The organism is Pseudomonas sp. GL_139_B (assembly GCF_057834475.1).
Genome location: NZ_CM174403.1, coordinates 5733180 through 5758635 on the forward strand (window position 1 = coordinate 5733180; position 25456 = coordinate 5758635).

General features: G+C 58.2%; 22 protein-coding genes. 16 read left to right on the top strand and 6 right to left on the bottom strand.

Features of this window, described 5'->3' with window-relative positions; genetic code table 11:
- Positions 1-58: 58 nt before the first annotated feature.
- Positions 59-1039 (top strand): alpha/beta hydrolase family protein, encoded by a 981-nt coding sequence (locus tag AC3ISI_RS26315; RefSeq protein WP_489334433.1) that lies wholly within the window; start codon positions 59-61, stop codon positions 1037-1039.
- A 139-nt stretch (positions 1040-1178) separates the two neighbouring features.
- On the opposite strand, the gene AC3ISI_RS26320 is transcribed toward AC3ISI_RS26315, so the two are convergent.
- The 3 genes from AC3ISI_RS26320 to AC3ISI_RS26330 are packed head-to-tail and all read right to left on the bottom strand — an operon-like array spanning position 1179 to position 3635.
- On the bottom strand, positions 1179-1946 hold the full coding sequence (locus tag AC3ISI_RS26320) for a TerB family tellurite resistance protein (protein ID WP_489334434.1): 768 nt from the start codon (positions 1944-1946) through the stop codon (positions 1179-1181).
- Between the two features lies 1 nt (position 1947).
- Positions 1948-2619 (bottom strand): N-acetylmuramate alpha-1-phosphate uridylyltransferase MurU, encoded by a 672-nt coding sequence (murU, locus tag AC3ISI_RS26325; RefSeq protein ID WP_489334435.1) that lies wholly within the window; start codon positions 2617-2619, stop codon positions 1948-1950.
- Positions 2616-3635, bottom strand: a complete 1020-nt coding sequence (locus AC3ISI_RS26330) for an aminoglycoside phosphotransferase family protein (RefSeq protein ID WP_489334436.1) — start codon at positions 3633-3635, stop codon at positions 2616-2618. The genes murU and AC3ISI_RS26330 overlap by 4 nt, the downstream gene beginning before the upstream one ends.
- A gap of 130 nt (positions 3636-3765) precedes the next feature.
- On the opposite strand from AC3ISI_RS26330, the gene AC3ISI_RS26335 reads away from it, so the two are divergent.
- The 11 genes from AC3ISI_RS26335 (at position 3766) to AC3ISI_RS26385 (ending at position 17952) form a co-directional block, all read left to right on the top strand.
- Entirely contained in the window at positions 3766-6561 is a 2796-nt protein-coding gene (locus AC3ISI_RS26335; RefSeq protein ID WP_489334437.1) for an LPS-assembly protein LptD, read from the top strand.
- On the top strand, positions 6536-7858 hold the full coding sequence (surA, locus tag AC3ISI_RS26340) for a peptidylprolyl isomerase SurA (protein ID WP_489334438.1): 1323 nt from the start codon (positions 6536-6538) through the stop codon (positions 7856-7858). Before AC3ISI_RS26335 ends, surA begins: the two co-directional genes overlap by 26 nt.
- Positions 7855-8844, top strand: coding sequence for a 4-hydroxythreonine-4-phosphate dehydrogenase PdxA (pdxA, locus tag AC3ISI_RS26345; RefSeq protein WP_489334439.1), 990 nt, complete (start codon positions 7855-7857; stop codon positions 8842-8844). The genes surA and pdxA overlap by 4 nt, the downstream gene beginning before the upstream one ends.
- A complete protein-coding gene (gene rsmA, locus AC3ISI_RS26350) occupies positions 8841-9659 on the top strand; it encodes a 16S rRNA (adenine(1518)-N(6)/adenine(1519)-N(6))-dimethyltransferase RsmA (protein ID WP_489334440.1) in 819 nt (272 codons plus the stop codon). Before pdxA ends, rsmA begins: the two co-directional genes overlap by 4 nt.
- 123 nt (positions 9660-9782) lie before the next feature.
- On the top strand, positions 9783-10163 hold the full coding sequence (apaG, locus tag AC3ISI_RS26355; protein ID WP_489334441.1) for a Co2+/Mg2+ efflux protein ApaG: 381 nt from the start codon (positions 9783-9785) through the stop codon (positions 10161-10163).
- Entirely contained in the window at positions 10163-11041 is an 879-nt protein-coding gene (locus AC3ISI_RS26360) for a symmetrical bis(5'-nucleosyl)-tetraphosphatase (RefSeq protein WP_489334442.1), read from the top strand. The genes apaG and AC3ISI_RS26360 overlap by 1 nt, the downstream gene beginning before the upstream one ends.
- Positions 11042-11074: 33 nt before the next feature.
- Positions 11075-11404 carry a thiosulfate sulfurtransferase GlpE gene (glpE, locus tag AC3ISI_RS26365; RefSeq protein ID WP_016983139.1) on the top strand — a complete coding sequence of 110 codons (330 nt, stop codon included), beginning with the start codon at positions 11075-11077 and terminating at the stop codon, positions 11402-11404.
- A 297-nt stretch (positions 11405-11701) separates the two neighbouring features.
- Positions 11702-13624: a PrkA family serine protein kinase gene (locus AC3ISI_RS26370; RefSeq protein ID WP_010467160.1), complete on the top strand. Its 1923-nt coding sequence runs from the start codon at positions 11702-11704 to the stop codon at positions 13622-13624.
- A gap of 204 nt (positions 13625-13828) precedes the next feature.
- Positions 13829-15100 carry a YeaH/YhbH family protein gene (locus AC3ISI_RS26375; RefSeq protein WP_489334443.1) on the top strand — a complete coding sequence of 424 codons (1272 nt, stop codon included), beginning with the start codon at positions 13829-13831 and terminating at the stop codon, positions 15098-15100.
- Positions 15097-16659 carry a SpoVR family protein gene (locus AC3ISI_RS26380; RefSeq protein WP_489334444.1) on the top strand — a complete coding sequence of 521 codons (1563 nt, stop codon included), beginning with the start codon at positions 15097-15099 and terminating at the stop codon, positions 16657-16659. The genes AC3ISI_RS26375 and AC3ISI_RS26380 overlap by 4 nt, the downstream gene beginning before the upstream one ends.
- Before the next feature lie 63 nt (positions 16660-16722).
- A complete protein-coding gene (locus AC3ISI_RS26385) occupies positions 16723-17952 on the top strand; it encodes a multifunctional CCA addition/repair protein (protein ID WP_489334445.1) in 1230 nt (409 codons plus the stop codon).
- 96 nt (positions 17953-18048) lie between these two features.
- Here AC3ISI_RS26385 and folK read toward each other — a convergent pair whose 3' ends face one another.
- A complete protein-coding gene (folK, locus tag AC3ISI_RS26390; RefSeq protein WP_483843097.1) occupies positions 18049-18567 on the bottom strand; it encodes a 2-amino-4-hydroxy-6-hydroxymethyldihydropteridine diphosphokinase in 519 nt (172 codons plus the stop codon).
- A complete protein-coding gene (gene folB, locus AC3ISI_RS26395) occupies positions 18558-18914 on the bottom strand; it encodes a dihydroneopterin aldolase (protein ID WP_489334446.1) in 357 nt (118 codons plus the stop codon). Before folB ends, folK begins: the two co-directional genes overlap by 10 nt.
- Before the next feature lie 74 nt (positions 18915-18988).
- Between folB and plsY the strand changes: the two genes are divergently transcribed.
- Positions 18989-19558: a glycerol-3-phosphate 1-O-acyltransferase PlsY gene (gene plsY, locus AC3ISI_RS26400; RefSeq protein ID WP_489334447.1), complete on the top strand. Its 570-nt coding sequence runs from the start codon at positions 18989-18991 to the stop codon at positions 19556-19558.
- Positions 19559-19581: 23 nt separating this feature from the next.
- Here plsY and tsaD read toward each other — a convergent pair whose 3' ends face one another.
- Positions 19582-20607, bottom strand: coding sequence for a tRNA (adenosine(37)-N6)-threonylcarbamoyltransferase complex transferase subunit TsaD (gene tsaD, locus AC3ISI_RS26405; RefSeq protein WP_489334448.1), 1026 nt, complete (start codon positions 20605-20607; stop codon positions 19582-19584).
- A 199-nt stretch (positions 20608-20806) separates the two neighbouring features.
- On the opposite strand from tsaD, the gene rpsU reads away from it, so the two are divergent.
- From rpsU to rpoD, 3 genes are all read left to right on the top strand, one after another.
- Entirely contained in the window at positions 20807-21022 is a 216-nt protein-coding gene (gene rpsU, locus AC3ISI_RS26410) for a 30S ribosomal protein S21 (protein ID WP_002551877.1), read from the top strand.
- Positions 21023-21504: 482 nt separating this feature from the next.
- Positions 21505-23484: a DNA primase gene (dnaG, locus tag AC3ISI_RS26415; protein ID WP_489334450.1), complete on the top strand. Its 1980-nt coding sequence runs from the start codon at positions 21505-21507 to the stop codon at positions 23482-23484.
- A 67-nt stretch (positions 23485-23551) separates the two neighbouring features.
- Positions 23552-25399 (top strand): RNA polymerase sigma factor RpoD, encoded by a 1848-nt coding sequence (rpoD, locus tag AC3ISI_RS26420; RefSeq protein ID WP_489334451.1) that lies wholly within the window; start codon positions 23552-23554, stop codon positions 25397-25399.
- Positions 25400-25456: the final 57 nt, after the last annotated feature.

The window sequence follows — 25456 nt, forward strand, 5'->3', positions numbered from 1 at the left end:
TGACAAACACTGACCAACCCATTAGGCTGCCGGAAACACTTCTGGCCTGGAATATCCGATGCCCCCTGTCTACCGCCTGGCACTGCCAGCATTGTGTCTGTCGCTGATCCTGCCTTGCGCCTTTTCTGTCGAAGCCGCCGACCTGGCGCCTGCCGCAGAAGAAAAACCGGCCGAACGCCAGCCATTGCCTGAGCGTAGTCAGGAAGAAGCCATAGCTCTTGAGCGAAAAATCCCTGCTCAGGAACAGCAACAACTGCAAGCCGGGACCGACAATTTTCTGGCCTTGTGGAAACCGGCCAATACCGCCGAGCCCAAGGGCGCGGTGATTATCATCCCCGGCGCTGGCGAAACTGTTGATTGGCCGCAAGCAATTGGGCCATTACGCCGCCAATTGCCGGACGTCCAGTGGAGCAGCCTGAGTATCACCTTGCCAGACCTGCAAAGCGACGCCATTGCGCCACGTATCGTCGAAGTCGCGCCAGCGCCTAAAACGCCGGATACCGGCAGCAAAGATTCCACTACCGCAGTGCCCATCGAGCAGGCCGCCGGCGGTGAAGCGGAAGTGGCCGACAAGGTCATCGCCGAAACCAGCGAGGAGCAGGTCAAGGCCGACGCCGAGCGGATCTTCGCACGTCTCGACGCCGCCGTTGCGTATGCCGAACAACAAAACGCCCGCAGCATTGTCGTGCTTGGCCATGGCACTGGCGCTTACTGGGCCGCGCGCTACCTGAGTGAGAGGCAACCCTCGCAAGTGCAAAAATTTGTGATGGTCGCCGCCCAGACACCGGGTGCGGCAAAGCCCGCGTTGGCCGAACTGACGCCGACATTAAAGCTCGCGACGGCCGATTTCTTCTATGTGGATAAACCGCTGGATCGCAAAGCAGCACTGGAGCGTTTACAGGCCAGCAAGCGTTTGAAGACGCCGTCGTTCAGCCAGGTGTCGCTGAAGGCGTTGCCGGGGAATGCCAAGGCTGAGCAGGAACAACTGGTGCGCCGGGTGCGCGGCTGGTTGAATCCGCAGAATGTGGCTGGCGGATAAACCGAGGCGCGGCCATCGCGAGCAGGTCGCACCGTCACTCCCACAGTGGATTTTCGTCGGCACAGAATTTAGTGCTCACTGAAGATCAATTGTGGGAGTGAGCCTGCTCGCGATGGCGTCCTCACAGGCCACACAACACCTAGCGGAAATTCCGCCGCTCACGAATCAAGGTGTAGGCGGTATGTAACTCGCGCGTCCTGTCCGTTGCCTCTCGAACCTGCAACGCCGTCGCCCCGCTGCCGGCAATCTTGTCCGGGTGATGGCGACTCAGCAGGCGCCGATAAGCGCGCTTGATCTGCGCCGGTTCGCTGGTTGCCGATACCCCCAAAAGCCGCAACGCATCTTGATAGCTGATGGCGCTGCTGACCTTTGGCCGCTTGTGCTGTTCATAATCGGCGGCCAATCCCTGAACCTGATGCGGCGTCCAGCCCAGCCACTTACCCCACTGGGCAATCAACTCACGCTCACGACTGCCGGCACGGCCATCGGCCCAGACCATCCGCCAACAGGCGCGCAACACACCTTCCGCCGCATGCGGTTGAGCACTCAAACGCCGCAGATAGCCGCGTAACCGGTCATTGCCGGACTTGCCGCGATTGAACGCGTCAATGGCACGACGCTTTGCCGAATCCGTCATCTCCAGGGCACGCATTTCCTGGCGGGCCTGCTGGATGTGGCCATCGGTCACTCGCCCATCACTCTTGGCCAACCGTCCCAACAACACGAAAAGCAGTTCATCATTGCGCAGCATCGGGCGACCGCCGAGCTTTTCAAACAAATGCCCAAGGCTTTGCAGGTGCAAACGCCGATCCAGCGCCTGCCCCAACAAGGCGCCGAGCATGGCCCCCGGAAAACTGGCTATGGCAAAACCGGCTCCGGCTCCAATCAGAGTCCCTGGCCATAACATCTCAGCGGCTCGCTTCTATCAGATCTTCAACTTCGGCCAGGCGTTCGTGCGTGCCGACATCCACCCATTGGCCTTTTAGCCGCTCACCCGTCACTTGCCCGTTGGCCATGGCTTTACGCAACAGCGGTGCAAGCTTGAACGCCCCATCCGAACAACCCTCGAACAGTTGCGGGTGCAAAACCGCGATGCCGCTATACGTCAGGGTTGTGATACCTGGCTGACCGTCGCGCACGCGCCCGTCGGCCAGCGTGAAATCGCCTGCCGGGTGATGGGCCGGGTTATCCGCCAGCACCAGGTGCGCCAACCCGGCGCTGGGTTGATGCAGCACGCTGAAGTCGTAGTCGGTCCAGATATCACCGTTGACCACCACAAAGGCTTCGTCACCCAACAACGGCAACGCGCGGAAAATCCCGCCGCCGGTTTCCAGCGGTTCACCTTCCGGCGAGTACTGGATGCTGACGCCGTAGCGTGAACCGTCTCCCAGATAATCTTCGATCTGCTGACCAAGCCAGGCGTGGTTGATCACGATTTCGGTGAACCCGGCCGCTGCCAGGGCGCGCAGGTGATACTCAATCAGCGGTACGCCGCCAGCACGAACCAGCGGTTTGGGGGTGGTCAAGGTCAAGGGGCGCATGCGCTCGCCTTTGCCCGCAGCCAGAATCATTGCCTTCATGCATTCGCTCCGGCACGCAGACTCAGCAGCAACACATCCAGCTCGGCCAGTTCAGGCCGGCGAGCGATTACAGCTTCTATATAGGCAAAGAAGCGTGGCACATCGGCGAGGTAGCGCGGCTTGCCGTCGCGATGGCAGATGCGGGCGAAGATGCCGATGACTTTCAGGTGACGCTGCACGCCCATCAGGTCGCTGGCACGCAGGAACTCTTCGAAATCCGGCTGAACCGGAATATCGAGGGCGCCGGCTTGTTTCCAGTACTGTTCGAGCCAGCCACGCACACGCTCTTGCGGCCAACTGAGGAAGGCGTCCTTGAACAGACAGGTCACGTCGTAGGTCACCGGTCCATACACCGCATCCTGGAAATCCAGCACACCCGGGTTCGGTTGGCTGAGCATCAGGTTGCGTGGCATGTAGTCGCGATGCACCAGGACTTTGGGCTGGGCCAGTGCGCTATCAATCAAAAGATCGGTCACGTTCTGCCAAAGCATTTTCTGCGCAGCGTCGAACTCGATGCCCAGCTCATGTTTTACATACCAGTCGGGAAACAGTTCCAGCTCGCGACGCAACAGCGCGACGTCGTAACTCGGCAACGGCGCAACCATCGGCAACTGCTGAAAAGCCAGCAGTGCTTGTAGGGCATCGTTGAACAAATTGTCCGCGTTTTCGCTGTCGATCACGTCCAGATAGGTCTTGTTGCCCAAGTCATTGAGCAAAAGAAAACCGCGCTCGAGGTCTTCGGCATATATCTGCGGCACGTTTATTCCGGATTTCGCCAGAAAAAAAGCGATATCCACGAAGGGTTTACAGTTTTCCTGAGGCGGTGGAGCATCCATCACGATGAAGCGTCTACCCTCGCCTTCCCAGCGAAAATAGCGTCGAAAACTCGCATCGCTACTGGCCGCAGTCAACGTAGCCGGGGGGACGGCGCCCCAGCCTTGTGCTGCAAAGAGAATCGCCAACTGCTCATCGAGCCAAACTTTCAGGTGTTGCAAACGTACATCTTGGTCAGGCATTGCAAGGGTCTCCGACGGCGCTAGCCGTCAAGCGGGTCATGCTTTATTATCCAGCATCTTTTTCAGACCATCGAGAGGCGTGCGGCCCACACCGCGGGCAGATGGCACGCAGGAAGCCCGGACTAATAAGATGGCATTGAAATCCCCCGCGTTTCGTAAAAAATTTCCGTTGCTGGTTACCGGCAGTTTGCTGGCCCTGCAACCCCTGGCCACTTCATTTGTGGTCGCCGCGGAACAGTATGACTGCTCAGCCTCTGCTTCGGGTGCCTGGAGCTGCGCGCCAAAAGCGTCGACGGCGACATTGCCACCGCGCCCCGTCCATGAAGATGGCACAGTCTCCGCCGCTGGCGAAGCAGCAGTCCAGAACGGTTCCAGCGAAGAAACCGGCGCCAAGCCTGCACTCGTTACCGAATCCAAGGGCCGCGGCTTGAAGTCGCGTAGTGAAGACTACAGCCACCTCGACTGGGTGCCACGCGAGAACCTCACTGCCGCGCAATTGGCCGAAACCGGTCCTTACTGCTCTGGTTCCTATATCGAACCGATTCGTCCTGGCATGAATGACAAGACGAATAAAAGTGACGCACCTACCTTTATCGGCGCCAAGGCCTCGCGCTACAACACCGAAGATCAGGTCGGCACGCTGGCCGGTGACGTTGTGTTGCGTCAGGGCAGCATGCAGGTCGAGTCCGACGAGGCCAGCCTGTATCAGGCCGAGAGCCGCGCCGAACTCAATGGCGACGTGCGCATCCGCGACAACGGCGCACTGATCGTCGGCGACCACGCCGATGTGCAACTAGACACCGGTGAAGCCAAGGTCGACAACGCCGAATACGTGATGCACAAATCCCGTATCCGCGGTAACGCGCTGTACGCCAAGCGTGCCGAAAACGCGATCATCCGCCTCAAGGATGGTACGTACACCACGTGCGAACCGAACAGCAACGCCTGGCAGCTCAAGGGTAACAACATCACCCTGAACCCGGCGACCGGCTTCGGCACCGCGACCAACGTGACACTGCGGGTCAAGGACATTCCTGTCCTGTACACGCCGTACATCTATTTCCCGATCGATGACCGTCGCCAGTCCGGCTTCCTGCCGCCGACCATTGGCACCGGCAGCGATACCGGCTTCATGCTGGTCACACCGTATTACTTCAACCTGGCACCGAACTACGATGCCACGTTGTACCCGCGTTACATGGAAAAACGCGGCTTGTTGATGGAAGGCGAATTCCGCTACCTCACCCAGTCCAGCGAAGGTCAGTTCGGTGGTGCGTACCTCAACGACGAAGACACCGAGCGCAGCAAAGAGACCGACTACCAGCGGGACCGCTACATGTATAACTGGCAGCACAAGGGTGGTCTGGATTCTCGCGTACTCACGCAAGTCGACTACACCAAGATCAGCGATCCTTATTACTTCCAGGATCTGCAGACCGACCAGATTGGCGTGAAAAGCGCTGACTACGTGAACCAGCAAGGTTCGGTTTCCTACCGTGGTGACAGTTATACGGCGCGCGTGAATGCGCAAGCATTTCAGTTGGCGACAGTTCAGAACGTCACCCCTTACGATCGATTGCCGCAGGTCACCTTCGATGGTGCCCTGCCTTATCATCCAAACGGCCTGAAATTCAGCTACAACACTGAAATCGTGCGGTTTGATCGTGACCTGAGAAATGGCACGTTCACCGATCAAGACGGCAATGTGAGCCCTCAAATAGACACCAACACCCAGGGCCTGGCGCGCGCTACCGGCGACCGTCTCAACCTGGCACCCGCCGTCAGCCTGCCGCTGGACTGGACTTACGGTTTCCTGAAGCCGACACTCAAGTACCAATACACCCAGTACCAACTGGACCTGGACAGTATCGGCAAATCCCAGATTGCCGCACAGACCCCAGAACAGGACCAAGTCAGCGGCACCTTTGACAGCAATCAGAACCGTGGTGTGCCAATCGCAAGCATCGACAGCGGTTTGTATTTCGATCGCAAAACCCAATGGTTCGGCAAGAACTACCGCCAGACCCTTGAACCGCGCCTGTATTACCTCTATGTGCCAGAGGTAGACCAGGAAGACATTCCTGTTTTCGACACCAGCGAAAGCACCTTCAGCTACTCGTCGCTGTTCCGTGACAACCGCTTTACCGGCTCCGACCGCGTCGGCGACGAGAACAAACTGTCGTTGGGCGTCACCAACCGCTGGATCGAAGACGACGGCTTTGAGCGTCAACGCATCAGCGTGGGCCAGGCTTTGTTCTTCCAAGACCGCGAAGTTCAGCTGCCGGGTATCGATGCAAATACCCGCGCCGATTCTAAATCCGGTGTTTCGCCGTACGCACTGGAATACGAATACCGCTGGAACCGCGATTGGCGCACCACCGCCGACTACAACTGGGACCCGGACAGCCGCACCCCTCGCTCGGGTAGTGCGATGTTCCACTACCAACCTGAAGACAACCCGAACAAGGTCATCAACGCCGGCTATCGCTATCGTAACGATCAGGTGATTTACAACCCGAACACCGGTAAATGGCAGTTCGGAGGTGACTACGGCACCCCTGGCACCGACAACTTCGTGAAGGACTACTACAAGATCGAGCAGCACGACTTCTCGGTAATCTGGCCGATCGTGCCTCAGTGGAACGCCATCAGCCGCTGGCAGTATGACTACACCCAAAACCGTACTCTGGAAGCCTTCGGTGGTTTCGAGTACGACAACTGCTGCTGGAAACTGCGCTTGATCAACCGTTATTTTGTTTCCTATGACGAGTTCAGTCAGAACGCACCACAAAACGAATCGGGCGACCACGGCGTCTTCCTCCAAATTGTTCTGAAGGGACTCGGCGGCCTCACCGGCGCCAAAGTAGAGAGCTTCCTCGACAAAGGCATCCAAGGTTATCGTGAACGTGAAAACCAAGCTTTCTGATTGTCTGCGCCCGCTACTGCTGGGCGCGCTGTTTCTGGGTACTGCAGCCAACGCCGCCGTACAGTCCATCGATAAAGTGGTGGCCATCGTCGACAACGACGTGGTCATGCAGAGCCAACTGGACCAACGCGTTCATGAGGTTCAGCAAACCATTGCCAAGCGTGGCACTGCCGTGCCGCCAGCCAGCGTGCTGGAGCAGCAGGTGCTTGAGCGCTTGATCGTCGAAAACCTGCAATTGCAGATCGGCGAACGTTCGGGCATCCGCATTACCGATGAAGAACTGAACCAGGCGGTGGGCACCATTGCCCAGCGCAACAACATGACGGTGGATCAATTCCGCGCCGCGCTGGCTCACGACGGTCTGTCTTATGACGACGCCCGTGAACAGATTCGCCGTGAAATGGTGATCAGCCGTGTGCGTCAGCGTCGCGTGGCCGAGCGCATCCAGGTGTCCGAACAGGAAGTGAAGAACTTCCTCGCCTCCGACCTTGGCAAGATGCAATTGTCCGAAGAGTTCCGTTTGGCCAACATCCTGATTCCTACGCCGGAAAGCGCCAACTCCGAAGCGATTCAGAATGCAGCCAAGCAGGCCGACGCGGTTTACCAGCAACTCAAGCAAGGCGCTGATTTCGGTCAGTTGGCCATCGCCAAGTCTGCCAGCGAAACTGCATTGGAAGGCGGCGACATGGGCTGGCGTAAAGCCGCACAACTGCCACCTCCGTTCGATCGCATGTTGAGCTCCATGTCCGTTGGCGAAGTCACCCAACCCATGCGCACACCCGGCGGCTTCATCATCTTGAAGATCCTCGACAAGCGTGGCGGTGCAACCCAGACGCGAGATGAGGTGCACGTGCGCCACATCCTGGTCAAACCAAGCCCGATCCGTGACGAAGAGAAAACCAAGGCCCTGGCTCAGTCGCTCTATACGCGTATCGAAGCCGGTGAAGACTTCAGCGAACTGGCCAAGAACTACTCGGAAGACCCGGGTTCTGCCCTCAACGGCGGCGACCTGAACTGGATCGACCCGAACGCACTGGTACCGGAATTCCGCGAAGTGATGGCCAAGACCCCGCAAGGTCAGCTGTCCAAGCCATTCAAGACCCAGTACGGCTGGCACGTTCTGGAAGTGCTTGGCCGTCGCGCCACGGACAGCACCGCACAGGCTCGCGAGCAACAGGCAATGACCGTACTGCGTAACCGTAAATACGACGAAGAGCTGCAAACCTGGCTGCGTCAGATCCGTGACGAAGCGTATGTAGAAATCAAACTCCCTGGTGCAAACCAGGCAGCGCAGTGAAACCCAAGCGTTTCGCGCTGACACCCGGCGAACCGGCCGGCATAGGTCCAGACCTGTGCCTGCTGCTCGCCTCGCACGCCCAGCCACACCCCCTGATTGCCATTACCAGCGCCGACTTGCTCCTTGAGCGGGCCGCGCAGCTGGGCGTGGCCGTCAATCTGTTGCCGGTAACGCCGGACAGTTGGCCGGATGTTCCTGCTCCAGCTAACAGCCTGTATGTCTGGGATACACCGCTCAATGCGCCGGTCACCGCGGGCCAGCTGGACAAGGCCAATGCCGCGTTTGTCTTGGAAACCCTGACCCGTGCGGGTCAAGGCTGTCTGGACAAGCATTTCGCCGGCATGATTACCGCCCCCGTGCACAAGGGTGTCATCAACGAATCCGGCATTGCCTTCTCCGGGCATACCGAATTTCTTGCTGACCTGACCCACACCGCACAGGTGGTGATGATGCTGGCCACGCATGGATTGCGCGTGGCTCTGGTCACCACTCACCTGCCCCTTCGCGAGATTGCCGATGCGATCACGTCGGAGCGACTGGAGCGGGTCACACGAATTCTGTACACCGACCTGCAAGAAAAATTCGGTATCGCCCAGCCCCGCATCCTGGTCTGCGGGCTCAACCCGCACGCCGGTGAAGGCGGACACCTGGGCCATGAAGAAATCGACATTATCGAACCTACATTAGAGCGCCTGCGCGGTGAAGGCATGGACCTTCGCGGCCCCCTGCCCGCCGACACTCTGTTTACCCCCAAATATCTGGAGCACTGCGACGCAGTGCTGGCGATGTACCACGACCAGGGCTTGCCCGTGCTGAAGTACAAAGGCTTCGGCGCGGCAGTCAACGTGACCCTCGGCTTGCCGATCATCCGCACTTCGGTCGACCACGGCACCGCCCTGGATCTGGCCGGTAGCGGTAAAATTGACACCGGCAGCCTGCAAGTCGCCCTGGAAACCGCTTACCAGATGGCCGAGACCCGTTTATGACCGAGCACTACCAACACAAGGCGCGCAAACGCTTTGGCCAGAACTTCTTGCATGATGCCGGCGTTATCGACCGTATCTTGCGATCTATCCACGCCAAAGCCGAAGACCGCGTGCTGGAAATCGGCCCGGGCCAGGGCGCCCTGACGCAAGGCCTGCTCAACAGCGGTGCCCAGCTGGACGTGGTAGAGCTGGACAAGGACCTGGTCCCGATCCTCAATCAGCAGTTCGCCGGCAGAAGCAATTTCAGCCTGCATCAGGGCGATGCGCTGAAGTTCGACTTCACCAGCCTGAATGCCGCGCCGGGTAGCCTGCGTGTGGTCGGCAACTTACCGTACAACATTTCCACGCCCCTGATTTTTCATCTGCTGCATAACGCCAGCCTGATCCGCGACATGCACTTCATGCTGCAAAAAGAAGTCGTCGAGCGCATGGCGGCAGGCCCGGGCGGCGGTGATTGGGGCCGTCTGTCGATCATGGTTCAGTACCACTGCCGGGTCGAGCATCTGTTCAACGTCGGCCCGGGTGCGTTCAATCCGCCGCCGAAAGTCGATTCGGCCATCGTGCGCCTGGTGCCTCACGCGGTACTGCCACACCCGGCCAAAGACCATAAATTGCTGGAGCGTGTGGTTCGCGAAGCCTTCAACCAGCGCCGCAAAACCCTGCGCAACACCCTCAAGTTGCTGCTGAGCAATGCCGAAATCGAAGCCGCCGGCGTCGATGGCAGCCTGCGCCCAGAACAGCTCGATCTGGCCGCCTTCGTGCGCCTGGCCGACAAGCTCAGCGAACAAGCCCTGAACCCGCCCGCCGCCGATTGACAGGTGACAAGCGTTATCGGGTAGGACGCCAGACGCGATGTCTGGTTTACTACCCGGTACTTGGCCTAGACTGATCTCCATCAGCTACGCCCCGCGTCCCGCTTCGTTTTTAAGGCCTCTTGCATGTCCGATCCTCGTTATCAGGTCGACGTCAGCGTCGTCACCCGCTATCTGGCAGAACAATCGCAACCCGAGCACAGTCGCTTTGCCTTTGCTTACACCATTACCGTGCAAAACAATGGCGAGCTACCGGCCAAACTGTTGTCGCGGCATTGGGTGATCACCGACGGTGACGGGCATGTAGAAGAGGTTCGCGGTGCCGGCGTGGTTGGTCTGCAACCGTTGATCGAAGTAGGCCAGAGCCACACGTACAGCAGCGGTACGGTCATGACCACGAAGGTCGGCACCATGCAAGGCAGCTACCAGATGATTGCCGACGACGGTAAGCATTTCGACGCCATCATCGCTCCATTCCGTCTGGCGGTGCCCGGAGCCTTGCACTAATGGCAACGTACGCCGTTGGCGACCTGCAAGGCTGCCTTGAGCCCCTGAAATGCCTGCTCGAGCAAGTCGCTTTCGATCCGGCCAAGGATCGACTCTGGCTGGTCGGCGACCTGGTCAACCGCGGTCCGCAGTCTCTGGCAACCTTGCGTTTTCTCTATGGCATTCGCGAATCGCTGGTGTGCGTACTGGGCAACCACGACCTGCACTTGCTGGCCGCCGGGCGAAACATCGAACGCCTGAAAAAAAACGACACCCTGCGCGAGATTCTCGAAGCACCCGATCGTGCTCAGCTGCTGGAATGGTTGCGCCAGCAAAAGCTCATGCATTACGACGAACAGCGCGACATCGCCTTGGTACATGCCGGCATTCCACCGCAGTGGTCACTGCGCAAAGCACTGAAATGCGCCGCCGAAGTTGAAGAAGCCCTGCGCGACGACAACCGCATTGCCCCGTATCTCGACGGCATGTACGGCAACGATCCGGCGAAATGGGACAGCGACCTCAAGGGCGTGGCCCGCCTGCGAGTCATCACCAACTACTTCACCCGCATGCGCTTCTGCACCAGCGAGGGCAAACTCGACCTCAAGAGCAAGGAAGGCGTCGGCACAGCGCTACCGGGCTATAAGCCATGGTTCACGTACAAGGAGCGCAAGACCAAGGGCCTGAAGATCATCTTTGGCCATTGGGCGGCCCTCGAAGGCCAATGTGACGAGCCGGGGATCTTTGCGCTCGACTCCGGTTGTGTCTGGGGCGGAGCGATGACGCTGATGAACGTCGATACCGGCGAGCGCCTGCAGTGCAAATGCAGCGAACACGGCCATGCCCTACCCACCACCCCAACCATTACCGAACAGTCACCAGCCAGCGACCCGCGCTAGGCTGCTCTATCAGCCGCGCCACAGGAGCCCGCCATGAGCGAATTCAAACGTATCCCCCCGGAACAGGCCCAGGCCCTGCGCGAACAAGGCGCAGTGGTGGTCGATGTCCGTGATCCTGCCACATTCGCCGCTTTGCATATCAGCGGCTCGAAGCATCTGGACAACCATTCCCTGCATGCCTTTATTCAGGGCGCAGATCTGGACGCCCCCACTGTAGTGGTCTGCTACCACGGCAACTCCAGCCAGGGTGCCGCCGCCTACCTGATCAGCCAGGGCTTCTCCGACGTTTACAGCATGGATGGCGGGTTTGAGCTGTGGCGCACGACCTATCCTGCGGAAACTGCGCAAGGCACCGCTGAATAATTTTTTTGTAACCTTCGAGCCCCCGTCCCCCGCGGGCTCGCGCGGTGGCAGACGAACGGTCTGCCACAACTAATTACGTATCCAGCCTTTACCTCCTGAATTCCCAACTATCCTTAAGCGCAGGCCATCCAAAACAGGGGAGAGCCGGTACACCGGCGCACGGGTCATCGGGAGTAGCTTTCGGAGTGGTCAGCTCCGTTAGAGTTCTGGGGGGTAAACAGCGACCGCCTGTTCGGTTGCTGCCAGCATCGACTGAGTGATCCGGCGTCGGCTCCACGTATCGAGCGAGGTGACGTCATGAGTATCTTTAGCCACTTCCAACAACGCTTCGAGTCCACACGCCAGGAAGAACTCTCGCTGCAAGAGTATCTTGAGCTGTGCAAACAGGACCGCAGCGCCTATGCCTCCGCCGCCGAGCGTCTATTGCTGGCCATCGGAGAACCGGAGCTGCTCGACACCTCGACCAACTCGAGACTGTCGCGAATCTTTTCCAACAAAGTGATCCGCCGCTATCCGGCCTTTGAAGACTTCCACGGGATGGAAGAATGCATTGACCAGATCGTGTCGTATTTCCGCCATGCCGCTCAGGGCCTGGAAGAGAAGAAACAGATCCTTTATCTGCTCGGCCCCGTCGGTGGCGGTAAATCGTCCCTGGCCGAGAAGCTGAAACAGCTGATCGAGAAAGTACCTTTCTACGCCATCAAGGGTTCGCCGGTATTCGAGTCGCCTCTGGGTCTGTTCAACGCCACTGAAGATGGCGCGATCCTCGAAGAAGATTTCGGCATTCCGCGGCGCTACCTCAACACCATCATGTCGCCATGGGCCACCAAGCGCCTGGCCGAGTTCGGCGGCGACATCAGCCAGTTCCGCGTGGTGAAACTCTATCCATCGATCCTCAATCAAATCGCCGTGGCCAAAACCGAGCCGGGAGACGAGAACAACCAGGACATCTCGGCACTGGTGGGCAAGGTCGATATCCGCAAACTGGAGGAATACCCACAGAACGACGCCGACGCTTATAGCTACTCGGGCGCACTGTGCCGGGCGAACCAGGGCCTGATGGAATTCGTCGAAATGTTCAAGGCGCCGATCAAGGTGCTGCACCCATTGCTGACGGCCACTCAGGAAGGCAACTACAACAGTACCGAAGGCCTTGGCGCGATTCCGTTTACCGGGATCCTGCTGGCCCACTCCAACGAATCGGAATGGCACACCTTCCGTAACAACAAGAACAACGAAGCGTTCATCGACCGGATCTACATCGTCAAAGTGCCGTACTGCCTGCGGGTCAGCGACGAAGTGAAGATCTACGACAAACTGCTGTTCAACAGCTCCCTGGCCAAGGCCCATTGCGCGCCCGACACCTTGAAGATGCTTGCCCAGTTCACCGTGCTCTCGCGTCTCAAGGAGCCGGAAAACTCGAACATCTACTCGAAAATGCGCGTGTATGACGGTGAAAACCTGAAAGACACCGATCCGAAGGCCAAGTCGATCCAGGAATACCGTGATAACGCCGGTGTCGACGAAGGGATGAACGGTCTGTCGACCCGCTTCGCGTTCAAGATCCTGTCGAAGGTCTTCAACTTCGACCCGCACGAAATCGCCGCCAACCCGGTGCACTTGCTGTACGTGCTGGAACAACAGATCGAACAGGAACAGTTCCAGGCCGAAACACGTGAACGCTACCTGCGATTCCTTAAGGAGTACCTGGCACCGCGCTACATCGAGTTTATCGGCAAGGAGATCCAGACCGCTTACCTTGAGTCGTACAGCGAGTATGGCCAGAACATCTTCGATCGCTACGTGCTGTACGCCGACTTCTGGATCCAGGACCAGGAATACCGCGATCCGGAAACCGGCGAAATCCTCAACCGCGTCGCCCTGAACGAAGAACTGGAGAAAATCGAAAAACCGGCCGGCATCAGCAATCCGAAGGATTTCCGCAACGAAATCGTCAATTTCGTATTGCGCGCCCGGGCCAACAACAACGGCAAGAACCCGACCTGGCTCAGCTACGAAAAACTGCGGGTGGTCATCGAGAAAAAAATGTTCTCCAACACCGAGGACCTGCTGCCGGTCATCAGCTTCAATGCCAAGGCCAGCAAAGAGGACCAGCAGAAGCACAACGACTTCGTCACACGGATGGTCGAGCGCGGTTACACCGACAAACAGGTACGACTGCTGTCCGAGTGGTACCTGCGGGTCAGAAAATCACAATAACCCGCTGCCGGTCAGACCGGTTGTCGTCAGCCAGAGGCCTGTGTACGCAAATTCTGCTACACAAGCCTCTGGAAGGTGTTCGAAAGTCGGTAGCGAGTTCAGGCAGCATCCAAAGCGCTTGGGGGAGCGTCGCATATCCCTTGGCCCTCGGTCCGATGCTGTGTCACCGCCCGCCTCTTTCAGGACAGCTTCTAAGGAGCAGTCATGAGCTATGTGATCGACCGACGTCTCAATGGCAAGAACAAGAGCACGGTGAACCGTCAGCGGTTTCTGCGGCGCTACCGTGATCACATCAAAAAGGCTGTCGAAGAGGCGGTCAGCCGGCGCTCCATTACCGATATGGAGCACGGCGAGCAGATCAGCATTCCCGGTCGCGATATCGACGAGCCGGTACTTCATCACGGTCGCGGCGGCAAACAAACCGTCGTACACCCGGGCAACAAGGAATTCACCAGCGGAGAGCACATTGCCCGTCCGCCAGGGGGCGGGGGTGGCAGAGGCCCCGGCAAGGCGGGAAACTCGGGCGAGGGGATGGACGAGTTCGTCTTCCAGATCACCCAGGAGGAATTCCTCGAGTTCATGTTCGAAGACCTCGAACTGCCAAACCTGGTCAAACGCAACCTGACGGGAACCGACACCTTCAAAACGGTGCGCGCGGGTATCAGCAACGAAGGCAACCCGTCGCGAATCAACATCATCCGCACCTTGCGCTCGGCCCATGCACGACGCATTGCCCTGTCCGGCAGCAGTCGGACAAAACTCCGCGAAGCCAAAGAAGAACTTCTGCGACTTAAGCAGGAAGAACCGGATAACTTCGGTGACATTCAGAAAATCGAAGCAGAAATCGAAAAGCTTAGTGCGCGCATTCATCGCATTCCGTTCCTCGACACGTTCGACCTAAAGTACAACTTGCTCATCAAGCAGCCCAATCCCAGCTCCAAAGCGGTGATGTTCTGCCTGATGGACGTATCCGGCTCCATGACGCAGGCGACCAAGGACATCGCCAAGCGCTTCTTTATCTTGCTTTACCTGTTTCTCAAGCGTAACTACGACAAGATCGACGTCGTGTTCATCCGCCACCACACCAGTGCGCGGGAGGTGGATGAAGAAGAGTTCTTCTACTCACGCGAAACCGGCGGCACCATCGTGTCCAGCGCCTTGAAACTGATGCAGGAGATCATGGCCGAGCGCTATCCGAGTAATGAGTGGAACATTTATGCCGCCCAGGCTTCAGACGGCGATAACTGGAACGACGACTCGCCGATCTGCCGCGACATTCTAATCAACCAAATCATGCCGTTCGTGCAGTACTACACTTACGTTGAGATCACCCCGCGCGAACATCAGGCCCTGTGGTTCGAATACGAACGCATCGCCGAAGCCTTCTCTGACACTTTTGCCCAGCAGCAACTGGTCTCGGCCGGGGATATTTACCCGGTCTTCCGTGAACTCTTCCAGCGCAGGTTAGTGACATGACCGCCAAAGAGCAGAAGCGCCAACCCATTTCCACCGGCTCCGAATGGACGTTCGAGCTGATCCAGGCCTATGACAAAGAAATCAGTCGCCTGGCGGCTCGCTACGCACTCGATACGTATCCCAACCAGATCGAAGTGATCACCGCCGAGCAAATGATGGATGCCTATGCCTCCGTCGGCATGCCGCTGGGTTATCACCATTGGTCCTACGGCAAACACTTCCTCAGCACTGAAAAATCCTACAGTCGTGGGCAGATGGGGCTGGCCTACGAGATCGTGATCAACTCGGACCCGTGCATCGCTTACCTGATGGAAGAAAACACCATCTGCATGCAGGCGCTGGTCGTCGCGCATGCGTGTTATGGGCACAACAGCTTTTTCAAAGGCAATTACCTGTTCCGCACCTGGACCGACGCCAGTTCAATCATTGATTACCTGGTGTTCGCCAAGCAGTACATCATGCAGTGCGAGGAACGCCACGGCATCGATGCGGTAGAAGACTTGCTCGATTCCTGCCACGCGCTGATGAACTACGGCGTCGACCGCTACAAACGACCCTACCCGATTTCCGCTGAAGAAGAACGGCGTCGGCAAAAGGACCGGGAAGAGCATTTGCAGAAACAGATCAACGATCTCTGGCGCACCATTCCAAAGGGTGCAGACAAATACAGCGACAAGGACAATGCGCGCTTCCCCGCCGAACCTCAGGAAAACATCCTGTACTTCATCGAAAAACACGCACCACTACTGGAGCCTTGGCAGCGGGAAATCGTGCGGATCGTGCGCAAGATTGCTCAATACTTTTACCCACAGCGTCAGACCCAGGTGATGAACGAAGGCTGGGCCACGTTCTGGCATTACACGCTGATGAACGATCTGTACGACGAAGGCCTGGTCACCGACGGTTTTATGATGGAGTTCCTGACCTCCCACACCAGCGTGGTCTTTCAGCCGGGCTTTGACAGCCCCTACTACAGCGGGATCAACCCCTACACGCTTGGCTTTGCCATGTATCGGGACATTCGGCGCATGTGCGAAGAACCCACCGATGAGGATCGCCACTGGTTCCCGGAAATCGCCGGCACCGACTGGCTTTCGGCCATCAAGTTCGCCATGAGCAGCTTCAAGGATGAGAGCTTCATCCTGCAGTACCTGTCACCGAAAGTGATCCGCGACCTGAAGTTGTTCAGCATTCTCGATGACGACCAGAAGGACGACCTGCTGGTGCCAGCGATCCACGATGAAGAGGGCTATCGCATCATTCGTGAAACCCTCGCGGCGCAATACAACCTGGGCAATCGCGAGCCTAACGTGCAGATTTACAGCATTGACCGGCGTGGCGACCGCTCTCTGACCCTGCGGCACCAGCAACATGATCGCAAACCGCTGGGCGAGTCCACCGAGGAAGTACTCAAGCACCTGCACCGTCTGTGGGGCTTCGATATTCACCTGGAAACCCTGCAAGGGGATCAGGTGATGAAAACCCATCATGTGCCCCCCAGAAATGAGCACAGCGAAGGAGATTATGGGCGGCTGGACCTGGCCGTCATTCATCTTTGAGCGAGTCAGTACCTCCGAAAGCTCGACGCAACGGTTATTCTGTCGAGCTAACGGAGGTTTTTTATGCAGATTTATAAAGTCGGTGGTGCGGTACGTGATCGCCTGCTGGGCAAACCTGTTACCGATATCGACTGGGTTGTGGTGGGCGCCACAAGCGAAGAAATGCTCGCCAAGGGTTTTCGCCCGGTGGGCGCGGACTTCCCGGTATTTCTTCATCCAAAAAGCGGTGAGGAGTACGCCCTTGCCCGCACCGAACGCAAAAGCGGACGCGGTTATGGAGGCTTTACCTTTCACGCCAGTCCCGAGGTCACCCTCGAAGAAGACCTGATTCGCCGCGACTTGACGATCAATGCCATGGCCGAAGACGATCAGCAGAATTTGACCGACCCTTACCATGGCCAGCGCGACCTCGAAGCTCGCCTGCTCCGCCACGTTTCCCCCGCGTTCGCCGAAGATCCACTCCGTGTCTTGCGCGTTGCCCGCTTTGCTGCGCGCTATGCGGCACTGGGTTTTAACGTCGCTCCCGAGACACTTGAGTTAATGCGCAAACTCAGCGAATCCGGAGAACTGGAAGCCCTGACCGCTGAACGCAGCTGGAAAGAAATCTCCCGGGCGTTGATGGAAGATCAGCCACAGGTGTTCATTGAAGTGCTGCGCCAGTGCAGCGCACTGAAGGTGCTCATGCCTGAAGTCGACGCATTGTTTGGTGTTCCGCAGCCAGAAGCTCACCACCCGGAAATCGACACCGGACTGCACATCCTGAGCGTGTTGGAGCAAGCGGCACTGCACAAACAACCGCTGACCGTGCGCTGGGCCTGCCTGCTGCACGACCTCGGTAAAAGCCTGACACCCAAGGAAGAATGGCCACGCCATATTGCTCACGAGCAAACAGGCCTGAAGCTGATCAAAGCGGTCAACGAACGCTTCAAGGCACCGAAGGATTGTCAGGAACTGGCACTGTTGGTGGGCGAATATCACACCCACGGCCATCGTGCGCTGGAGCTGAAGCCATCGACTTTGTTGGAGTTGCTGCAAAGCTTTGACGTATACCGCCGCCCGCAGCGCTTTGAGGAGTTTATTGCCGCGTGCGAAATGGATGCCCGCGGGCGCAAAGGGCTGGAGCAGAGAAGTTATCCACAGGCGGAATACTTGCGCGGTGCGGCGACGGCAGCGCGCAGCGTGGCGGCTCAACCGTTGCTGGAAAAGGGATTCAAGGGGCCGGAGCTGGGTGAGGCGATCAAGCGTGATCGGCTTAAAGCGCTGAAAGCCTACAAGGAAGCGGCGTCCGCCTGAAAAGCATCGTCGGATCGCTGCCCGGAGCCAGCCCGCTCCCACAAGAGCTACATCGCACCTGTGGGAGCGGGCTTGCCCGCGATGGCGTCAATCAAGTCACAACAAATTCGAAGGAGTCAGCTGCTCACCGCGCCACTCAAAAGCCACCGGCGCTAACACCTGATCAATCTGCGCTTCGCCCCACAACGTCGCAAAGCTTTTGCCTACACCAGGATGCACACGATCCGGCGCAATCAGCGATAACGGCCACAACACAAATGCATTCTTCAGAATCTCAGCGCGCGGCAAGATCAAACCATCGAAATTGCCCACCAGATCACCAAATAACAGCACATCGATATCCAGCGGCAAACCCTTGCGGTCTGGCGCATAACGACCATTGTCTGCCTCGATGAATTTCAATCGACGGTCCAATTCCATCAGCGGCAGATCGGTGTACGCCGACACCACGAAATTGAAGAACGGCCCACTCTTGATGCCCACTGGCTGGCTTTCAAACACGGCCGAACAGCGGATATCCACCAAAAACGCCGCCAAAGCCTCTAGCCCCGCCTGCAAATGGGTTTCACGCTCGATATTGCTACCGAGCCCGAGGTACACCTGAGTCAGCGACATCCGCGCTCGATCTCCACGCCCACACCACCGGTGGCCGCCGGGACGGCGCCAGGCTTGGTCAGCTTGAGACGCATCCAGGTAATCTCGAATTCGCTCATCAGCGCTTCAACCAGACGCTCGGCAAAGGTCTCGACCAGTTGAAACTGCGCCTGCTCGGCAAACGCCTGGATTCGCGATGAAACACTGGCGTAATCGAGCGCCAGGGTCAGGTCATCTCCGGCGGCGGCCGGGCGATTGTCCCAGGCGAAGCTCAGATCAAGACGCAGGCATTGCCGGATGCCTCGCTCCCAGTCGTAGGCACCAATTACGGTGTCGACTTCCAGGCCCTCGATAAACACTCTGTCCAAGCACTCTTCTCCACTGCACGACAAGGGCGCAATGCGCCGTTAGAATCAGGGCGTCCTCGCCCGGAATAGTTAGCATGTTTTGGTTATTGGCGATCCTCGCCTACCTGCTTGGCTCTCTGTCCTTCGCCATTTTGCTCAGCCGCCTGACCGGAAATCCCGATCCGCGAATGAGTGGCTCGGGCAATGCCGGTGCCACCAACATGTTGCGCCTGGCCGGCAAGAAACTCGCCGTCCTGACTTTGCTCGGCGACCTCTGCAAAGGCCTGCTGCCCGTGCTGATCGCCAGCCTTGCGGGCCTTTCGCTGCAAGAACAGGCCTGGATCGGCATCTGCGCCGTCATCGGCCATCTGTTTCCAGTGTACTTCCGTTTTCACGGCGGCAAAGGTGTCGCCACCGCTGCCGGCATGCTGCTCGGGCTTTACCCGCCCGCTGCACTGCTGGCGGTCTGTGCCTGGCTGCTGACGTTCTACTTGACCCGCACCAGCTCGCTTGCTGCACTGATTGCCACCCCTCTGACCCTGCCACTGCTAGCCTGGCAGGAACCGGCGGCCTTGCTGCCCATGAGCGTGCTCACGGGGCTGATTGTCTGGCGTCATCGCGGCAATCTACGCGACCTGTTTGCCGGGCGCGAACGGCATTTTTAAATGCCGCACGTGAGCGCCGCTCATCACAGCGCCGACAATTGCTCCATCGGCCAACGCGCCTGCACACTGATTGACAGGCTTTCATGCTGGCCGGCCTGCAAGCGCTGGCATCCGGCAAACGCGATCATCGCGCCGTTGTCGGTACAGAACTCCGGACGGGCGTAGAACACATCGCCTTTCATGTCGCCGAGCATTTTCTCCAGCGAGGTGCGCAGTGCCTTGTTGGCGCTGACGCCCCCAGCAATCACCAGGCGCTTCATGCCCGCTTGCTTGAGGGCTCGCTTGCACTTGATGGTTAAAGTCTCCACCACGGCCTGCTGGAACGCCAGCGAGATGTCGCAACGGGCTTGCTCGCTGTCGTCTCCGGCGCTGACGCTCTGCTGCCAGGTGTTCAAGGCGAAGGTTTTCAAGCCACTGAAACTGAATGCCAGACCCGGGCGGTCGCACATCGGTCGCGGGAATGTGAATCGCCCCACAACACCTTGCTCAGCCAGACGCGCAATTTCCGGACCACCCGGATAATTGAGCCCCATCATTTTCGCGGTCTTGTCAAAAGCTTCACCGGCAGCATCGTCCAGGGTCTCGCCCAACAGCGTGTACTGACCGATCCCATCGACCTGAACCAGCTGCGTATGACCACCGGACACCAATAAAGCGACGAACGGGAATTCGGGCGGTTGCGTCTCCAGCATCGGTGCCAACAAGTGGCCTTCCATGTGGTGCACGCCCAAGGCCGGAATGCCCCAGGCAAAAGCCAGCGCCTGGGCGCATGAAGCCCCCACCAGCAACGCACCGACCAGGCCAGGACCCGCGGTATAGGCGATGGCGTCGATCTCGGTCGGCACACAGTCAGCTTCGGCCAACACCTGACGAATCAAGGGCAGCATCCGTTTAACATGGTCGCGCGAGGCCAGCTCCGGCACAACGCCACCATAGGCACGGTGCAGGTCGATCTGACTGAACAGTGCGTCGGCCAACAGCCCGCGGTCACTGTCATATAATGCGACGCCGGTTTCGTCGCAGGAGGTTTCTAATCCCAGTACTAGCATGGGTTTGCGCCTTGTTTAGGCTGAATACGAAGGCGCGCATAATAGTCGCCGCGCAATGCCCCGACCAGCGGTTTTCGATCAGAGGCTTTGCATTCCGTGCGATGAGGAGTTAACATCCGCAACCCTTAAAAACCGACGTCTTCAAGTGCTCTTTTGCCGCGAGGATGTTGACCCCGGTAATGAATGAAGGTAGCTCTGGATGCCAGCCGTCAAAGTAAAAGAGAACGAACCCTTCGACGTAGCTCTGCGTCGTTTCAAGCGCTCCTGCGAAAAAGCCGGTGTACTGGCTGAAGTTCGTAGCCGCGAATTTTACGAGAAGCCAACTTCTGAGCGTAAGCGCAAAGCAGCAGCCGCTGTTAAGCGTCACGCGAAGAAAGTTCAGCGCGAACAGCGCCGCGCCGTTCGTCTGTACTAATACACAGACGATCGTAGCGAGCTTCTGCCAAGCCCGGCCCTCAGCCGGGCTAATGGCATTTGCGTAAAACGCTTGATGCTTCACTGTCGACGCCGCAGACGCGACCGAGACAAATCTGCTTTACAGCGTCAGACCTGGCTCTTTTGCCAGCGGTGCACGTCTTTTCTGACGAGCCTTCCAAGGCTACTGACGAGCACACCCACTGATTCCTCTCACGACGATCAGCCCAAGGCACCTGCTTGTGTGCCCGCTTATTGAGCTATCCGAGGCCATCGACTGGTCGCAGCGGATTCAGCGCAACACTTTCAAACAGTCGATTACTGATTGGTATTAACGTCAGTGGATTTTCGGCAGATACACTTCCCGACAGCGAATACGCAGACGACACCGGTCGAGCCGCACACTTTGCGCGCCTCAAGCAACGACCCGCGTTCAACCGCCCTTCGTTTTGGGTTCATTTCAGCGCAGATGACGAGAACGCCATGGCCGGGCTAATTCCCCAGAGCTTCATTGACGACCTTCTGAACCGCACCGACATCGTCGATGTGGTCAGCTCGCGCCTGCAAATGAAAAAGGCCGGCAAGAACTACACCGCTTGCTGCCCGTTCCACAAAGAAAAAACCCCGTCTTTCAGCGTCAGCCCCGACAAACAGTTTTATTACTGCTTCGGTTGCGGTGCTGGCGGTAACGCCCTCGGCTTCATGATGGACCACGACAACCTGGACTTCGTCCAGGCCGTCGAAGAACTGGCCAAAGCCGCCGGCATGGAAATCCCCCGCGAAGAAAGCGGCCGCCCCCACAAACCGCGGCAGCCGACCGACTCGCCACTGTACCCACTGCTTACCGCCGCCGCCGACTTTTACCGCCAGGCACTGAAAAGCCATCCATCGCGCAAAGCGGCTGTGGATTACTTGAAAGGTCGCGGCCTGACCGGCGAGATCGCCCGCGATTTCGGCCTCGGCTTTGCTCCGCCGGGCTGGGACAATTTGTTCAAACATTTGAGCAGTGACACCCTGCAACAAAAAGCCATGGTCGATGCCGGCCTGCTGATCGAGAACGCCGAAACCGGCAAACGCTATGACCGCTTCCGCGATCGCGTGATGTTCCCGATTCGCGACAGCCGAGGGCGCATCATTGCTTTCGGCGGCCGGGTACTAGGCGACGACAAGCCTAAATACCTGAACTCACCGGAAACCCCGGTATTCCATAAAGGCCAGGAACTCTACGGTCTTTATGAAGCACGTAAAAACAATCGGAACCTCGACGAAATCATCGTCGTTGAAGGCTATATGGACGTCATTGCCCTTGCCCAGCAAGGCTTGCGCAATGCCGTGGCGACCTTGGGCACCGCCACCAGCGAAGAGCACTTGAAGCGACTGTTTCGTGTCGTGCCCAACGTGCTGTTCTGTTTCGACGGCGACCAGGCAGGCCGCAATGCCGCCTGGCGGGCACTGGAAGCGACGCTGCCCTGCCTGCAAGACGGCCGGCGCGCACGCTTTCTGTTCCTGCCGGAAGGCGAAGACCCGGATACGCTGGTCCGCTCCGAAGGCACAGATGCTTTCCGTGCGCGGATCAACCAGCACGCCCAGCCATTGGCGGATTATTTCTTCCAGCAGCTGACCGAAGAGTCGGACCCGCGTTCGCTCGAAGGCAAGGCCCACATGGCCACCCTCGCGGCGCCGCTGATCGATAAAGTACCGGGCGCAAACCTGCGCATCCTGATGCGCCAGCGCCTGACCGAAATCACCGGCCTTAGCGGTGAAGCCGTCAGCCAACTGGTACAAAGCGCCCCTCAGGACGCGCCACCGGCTTACGATCCAGGCATCGATTACGACGCCATGCCCGATTACAGCGACTACCATCAGCCGCAGTCACAAGAGATGTATGTGCCGCAGCAGGAATGGACGCCGAAGAAACCCGGCGCTGGCGGCAAAAAGTGGGACAAGAAGCCGTGGGATAAAAATGGCAAGCGCGGCGGTGATCGTGATCAACCAAGCGCTCCGCGCACACCGATTGCCGTTGAAGCTCCGACGCTGATCGCACTGCGCACCCTCATTCATCATCCAGATCTGGCTGGCCGGGTAGAAACCGCCAACCACTTTGCCAACGAAAGCAATACTTATGCACAACTGCTCGTTGCCCTGATCGAAGCAGTGCAAAAAAATCCTAAGCTAAACTCAATTCAGCTAATGGCGCGCTGGCACGGGACCGAACAGGGGCGTTTGCTCAAGGCATTGGCAGAAAAGGAATGGCTGATTGCAGGCGACAACCTTGAACAACAGTTTTTAGACACCATTACTAGGTTATCGGCAGCTCAACACACGGATAGCCTCGAAGCACTTATCAGGAAAGCCAGGCAGCCAGGCTTGACCGCGGAGGAAGCAAATCAGATCGCAAATCAGATGCGCGACCTATTAAAACGCAATATGGCTGTATCAAACCCGACCTCAACTGGCGCGTGAGGTCATAGCTCAGGTATAATCCTCGGCTTGTTTTTTGCCCGCCAAGACCTTCAGTGGATAGGGTGTTATGTCCGGAAAAGCGCAACAGCAGTCTCGTATCAAAGAGTTGATCACACTTGGTCGTGAGCAGGGTTACCTGACTTACGCGGAGGTCAACGACCACCTGCCGGAGGATATTTCAGATCCGGAACAGGTGGAAGACATCATCCGCATGATCAATGACATGGGGATCAACGTATTCGAGGTTGCGCCAGATAAGGATTCCCTTATGCTGGCCGACGCCGATACCGACGAAGCCGCGGCCGAAGAGGCAGCAGCAGCGTTGGCAGCGGTCGAGACCGACATTGGTCGCACCACCGACCCAGTGCGCATGTACATGCGTGAAATGGGTACGGTAGAGCTCCTCACACGTGAAGGCGAAATCGAAATCGCCAAACGTATTGAAGAGGGTATCCGCGAAGTGATGGGCGCAATTGCGCACTTCCCTGGCACGGTTGATCATATTCTCTCCGAATACACTCGCGTCACCACCGAAGGTGGCCGCCTGTCCGACGTCCTGAGTGGTTATATCGACCCGGACGACGGCATTGCGCCGCCTGCTGCAGAAGTGCCACCGCCGATCGATCCGAAAGCCGCGCCAGCTGCCGACGACACCGACGACGATGACGCCGAAGCAACGGATGACGAAGAAGAAGCCGAAAGCGGCCCGGATCCGATCATCGCAGCACAGCGCTTTGGCGCTGTCTCCGATCAGATGGAAATCACCCGCAAGGCGCTGAAAAAGCACGGTCGTGGCAATAAGCTGGCAATTGCCGAGCTATTAGCCCTGGCTGAGCTGTTCATGCCGATCAAACTGGTTCCGAAGCAATTCGAAGGCCTGGTCGAGCGTGTTCGTAGTGCCCTGGATCGCCTGCGTCAACAAGAGCGCGCGATCATGCAACTTTGCGTTCGTGATGCCCGCATGCCGCGTGCCGACTTCCTGCGCCAGTTCCCGGGCAACGAAGTTGACGAAAGCTGGAGCGATGCTCTGGCCAAAGGCAAAAGCAAATACGCTGAAGCCATTGGTCGTCTGCAACCAGACATCATTCGTTGCCAGCAGAAGCTGACCGCGCTGCAAACCGAAACCGGTTTGACGATCGCCGAGATCAAGGACATCAACCGTCGCATGTCGATCGGTGAGGCCAAGGCCCGCCGCGCGAAGAAAGAGATGGTCGAAGCGAACTTGCGTCTGGTGATCTCCATCGCCAAGAAGTACACCAACCGTGGCCTGCAATTCCTCGATCTGATCCAGGAAGGCAACATCGGTTTGATGAAAGCGGTAGACAAGTTCGAATACCGCCGCGGCTACAAATTCTCGACTTATGCCACCTGGTGGATCCGTCAGGCGATCACTCGCTCGATTGCCGACCAGGCCCGCACCATCCGTATTCCGGTGCACATGATCGAGACGATCAACAAGCTCAACCGTATTTCCCGGCAGATGTTGCAGGAAATGGGTCGCGAACCGACCCCGGAAGAGCTGGGCGAACGCATGGAAATGCCTGAGGACAAAATCCGCAAGGTATTGAAGATCGCTAAAGAGCCGATCTCCATGGAAACCCCGATCGGTGATGACGAAGACTCCCATCTGGGTGACTTCATCGAAGACTCGACCATGCAGTCGCCAATTGATGTCGCCACCGTTGAGAGCCTTAAAGAAGCGACTCGCGAAGTACTGTCCGGCCTCACTGCCCGTGAAGCCAAGGTTCTGCGCATGCGCTTCGGTATCGACATGAATACCGACCACACCCTTGAGGAGGTTGGTAAACAGTTCGACGTGACCCGTGAACGGATTCGTCAGATCGAAGCCAAGGCACTGCGCAAGCTGCGCCACCCGACGAGAAGCGAGCATTTACGCTCCTTCCTCGACGAGTAACAACAGAACCCCCGGCCCTGGCCGGGGGTTTTGCTTTATGCAGATTAAATCCCCCGC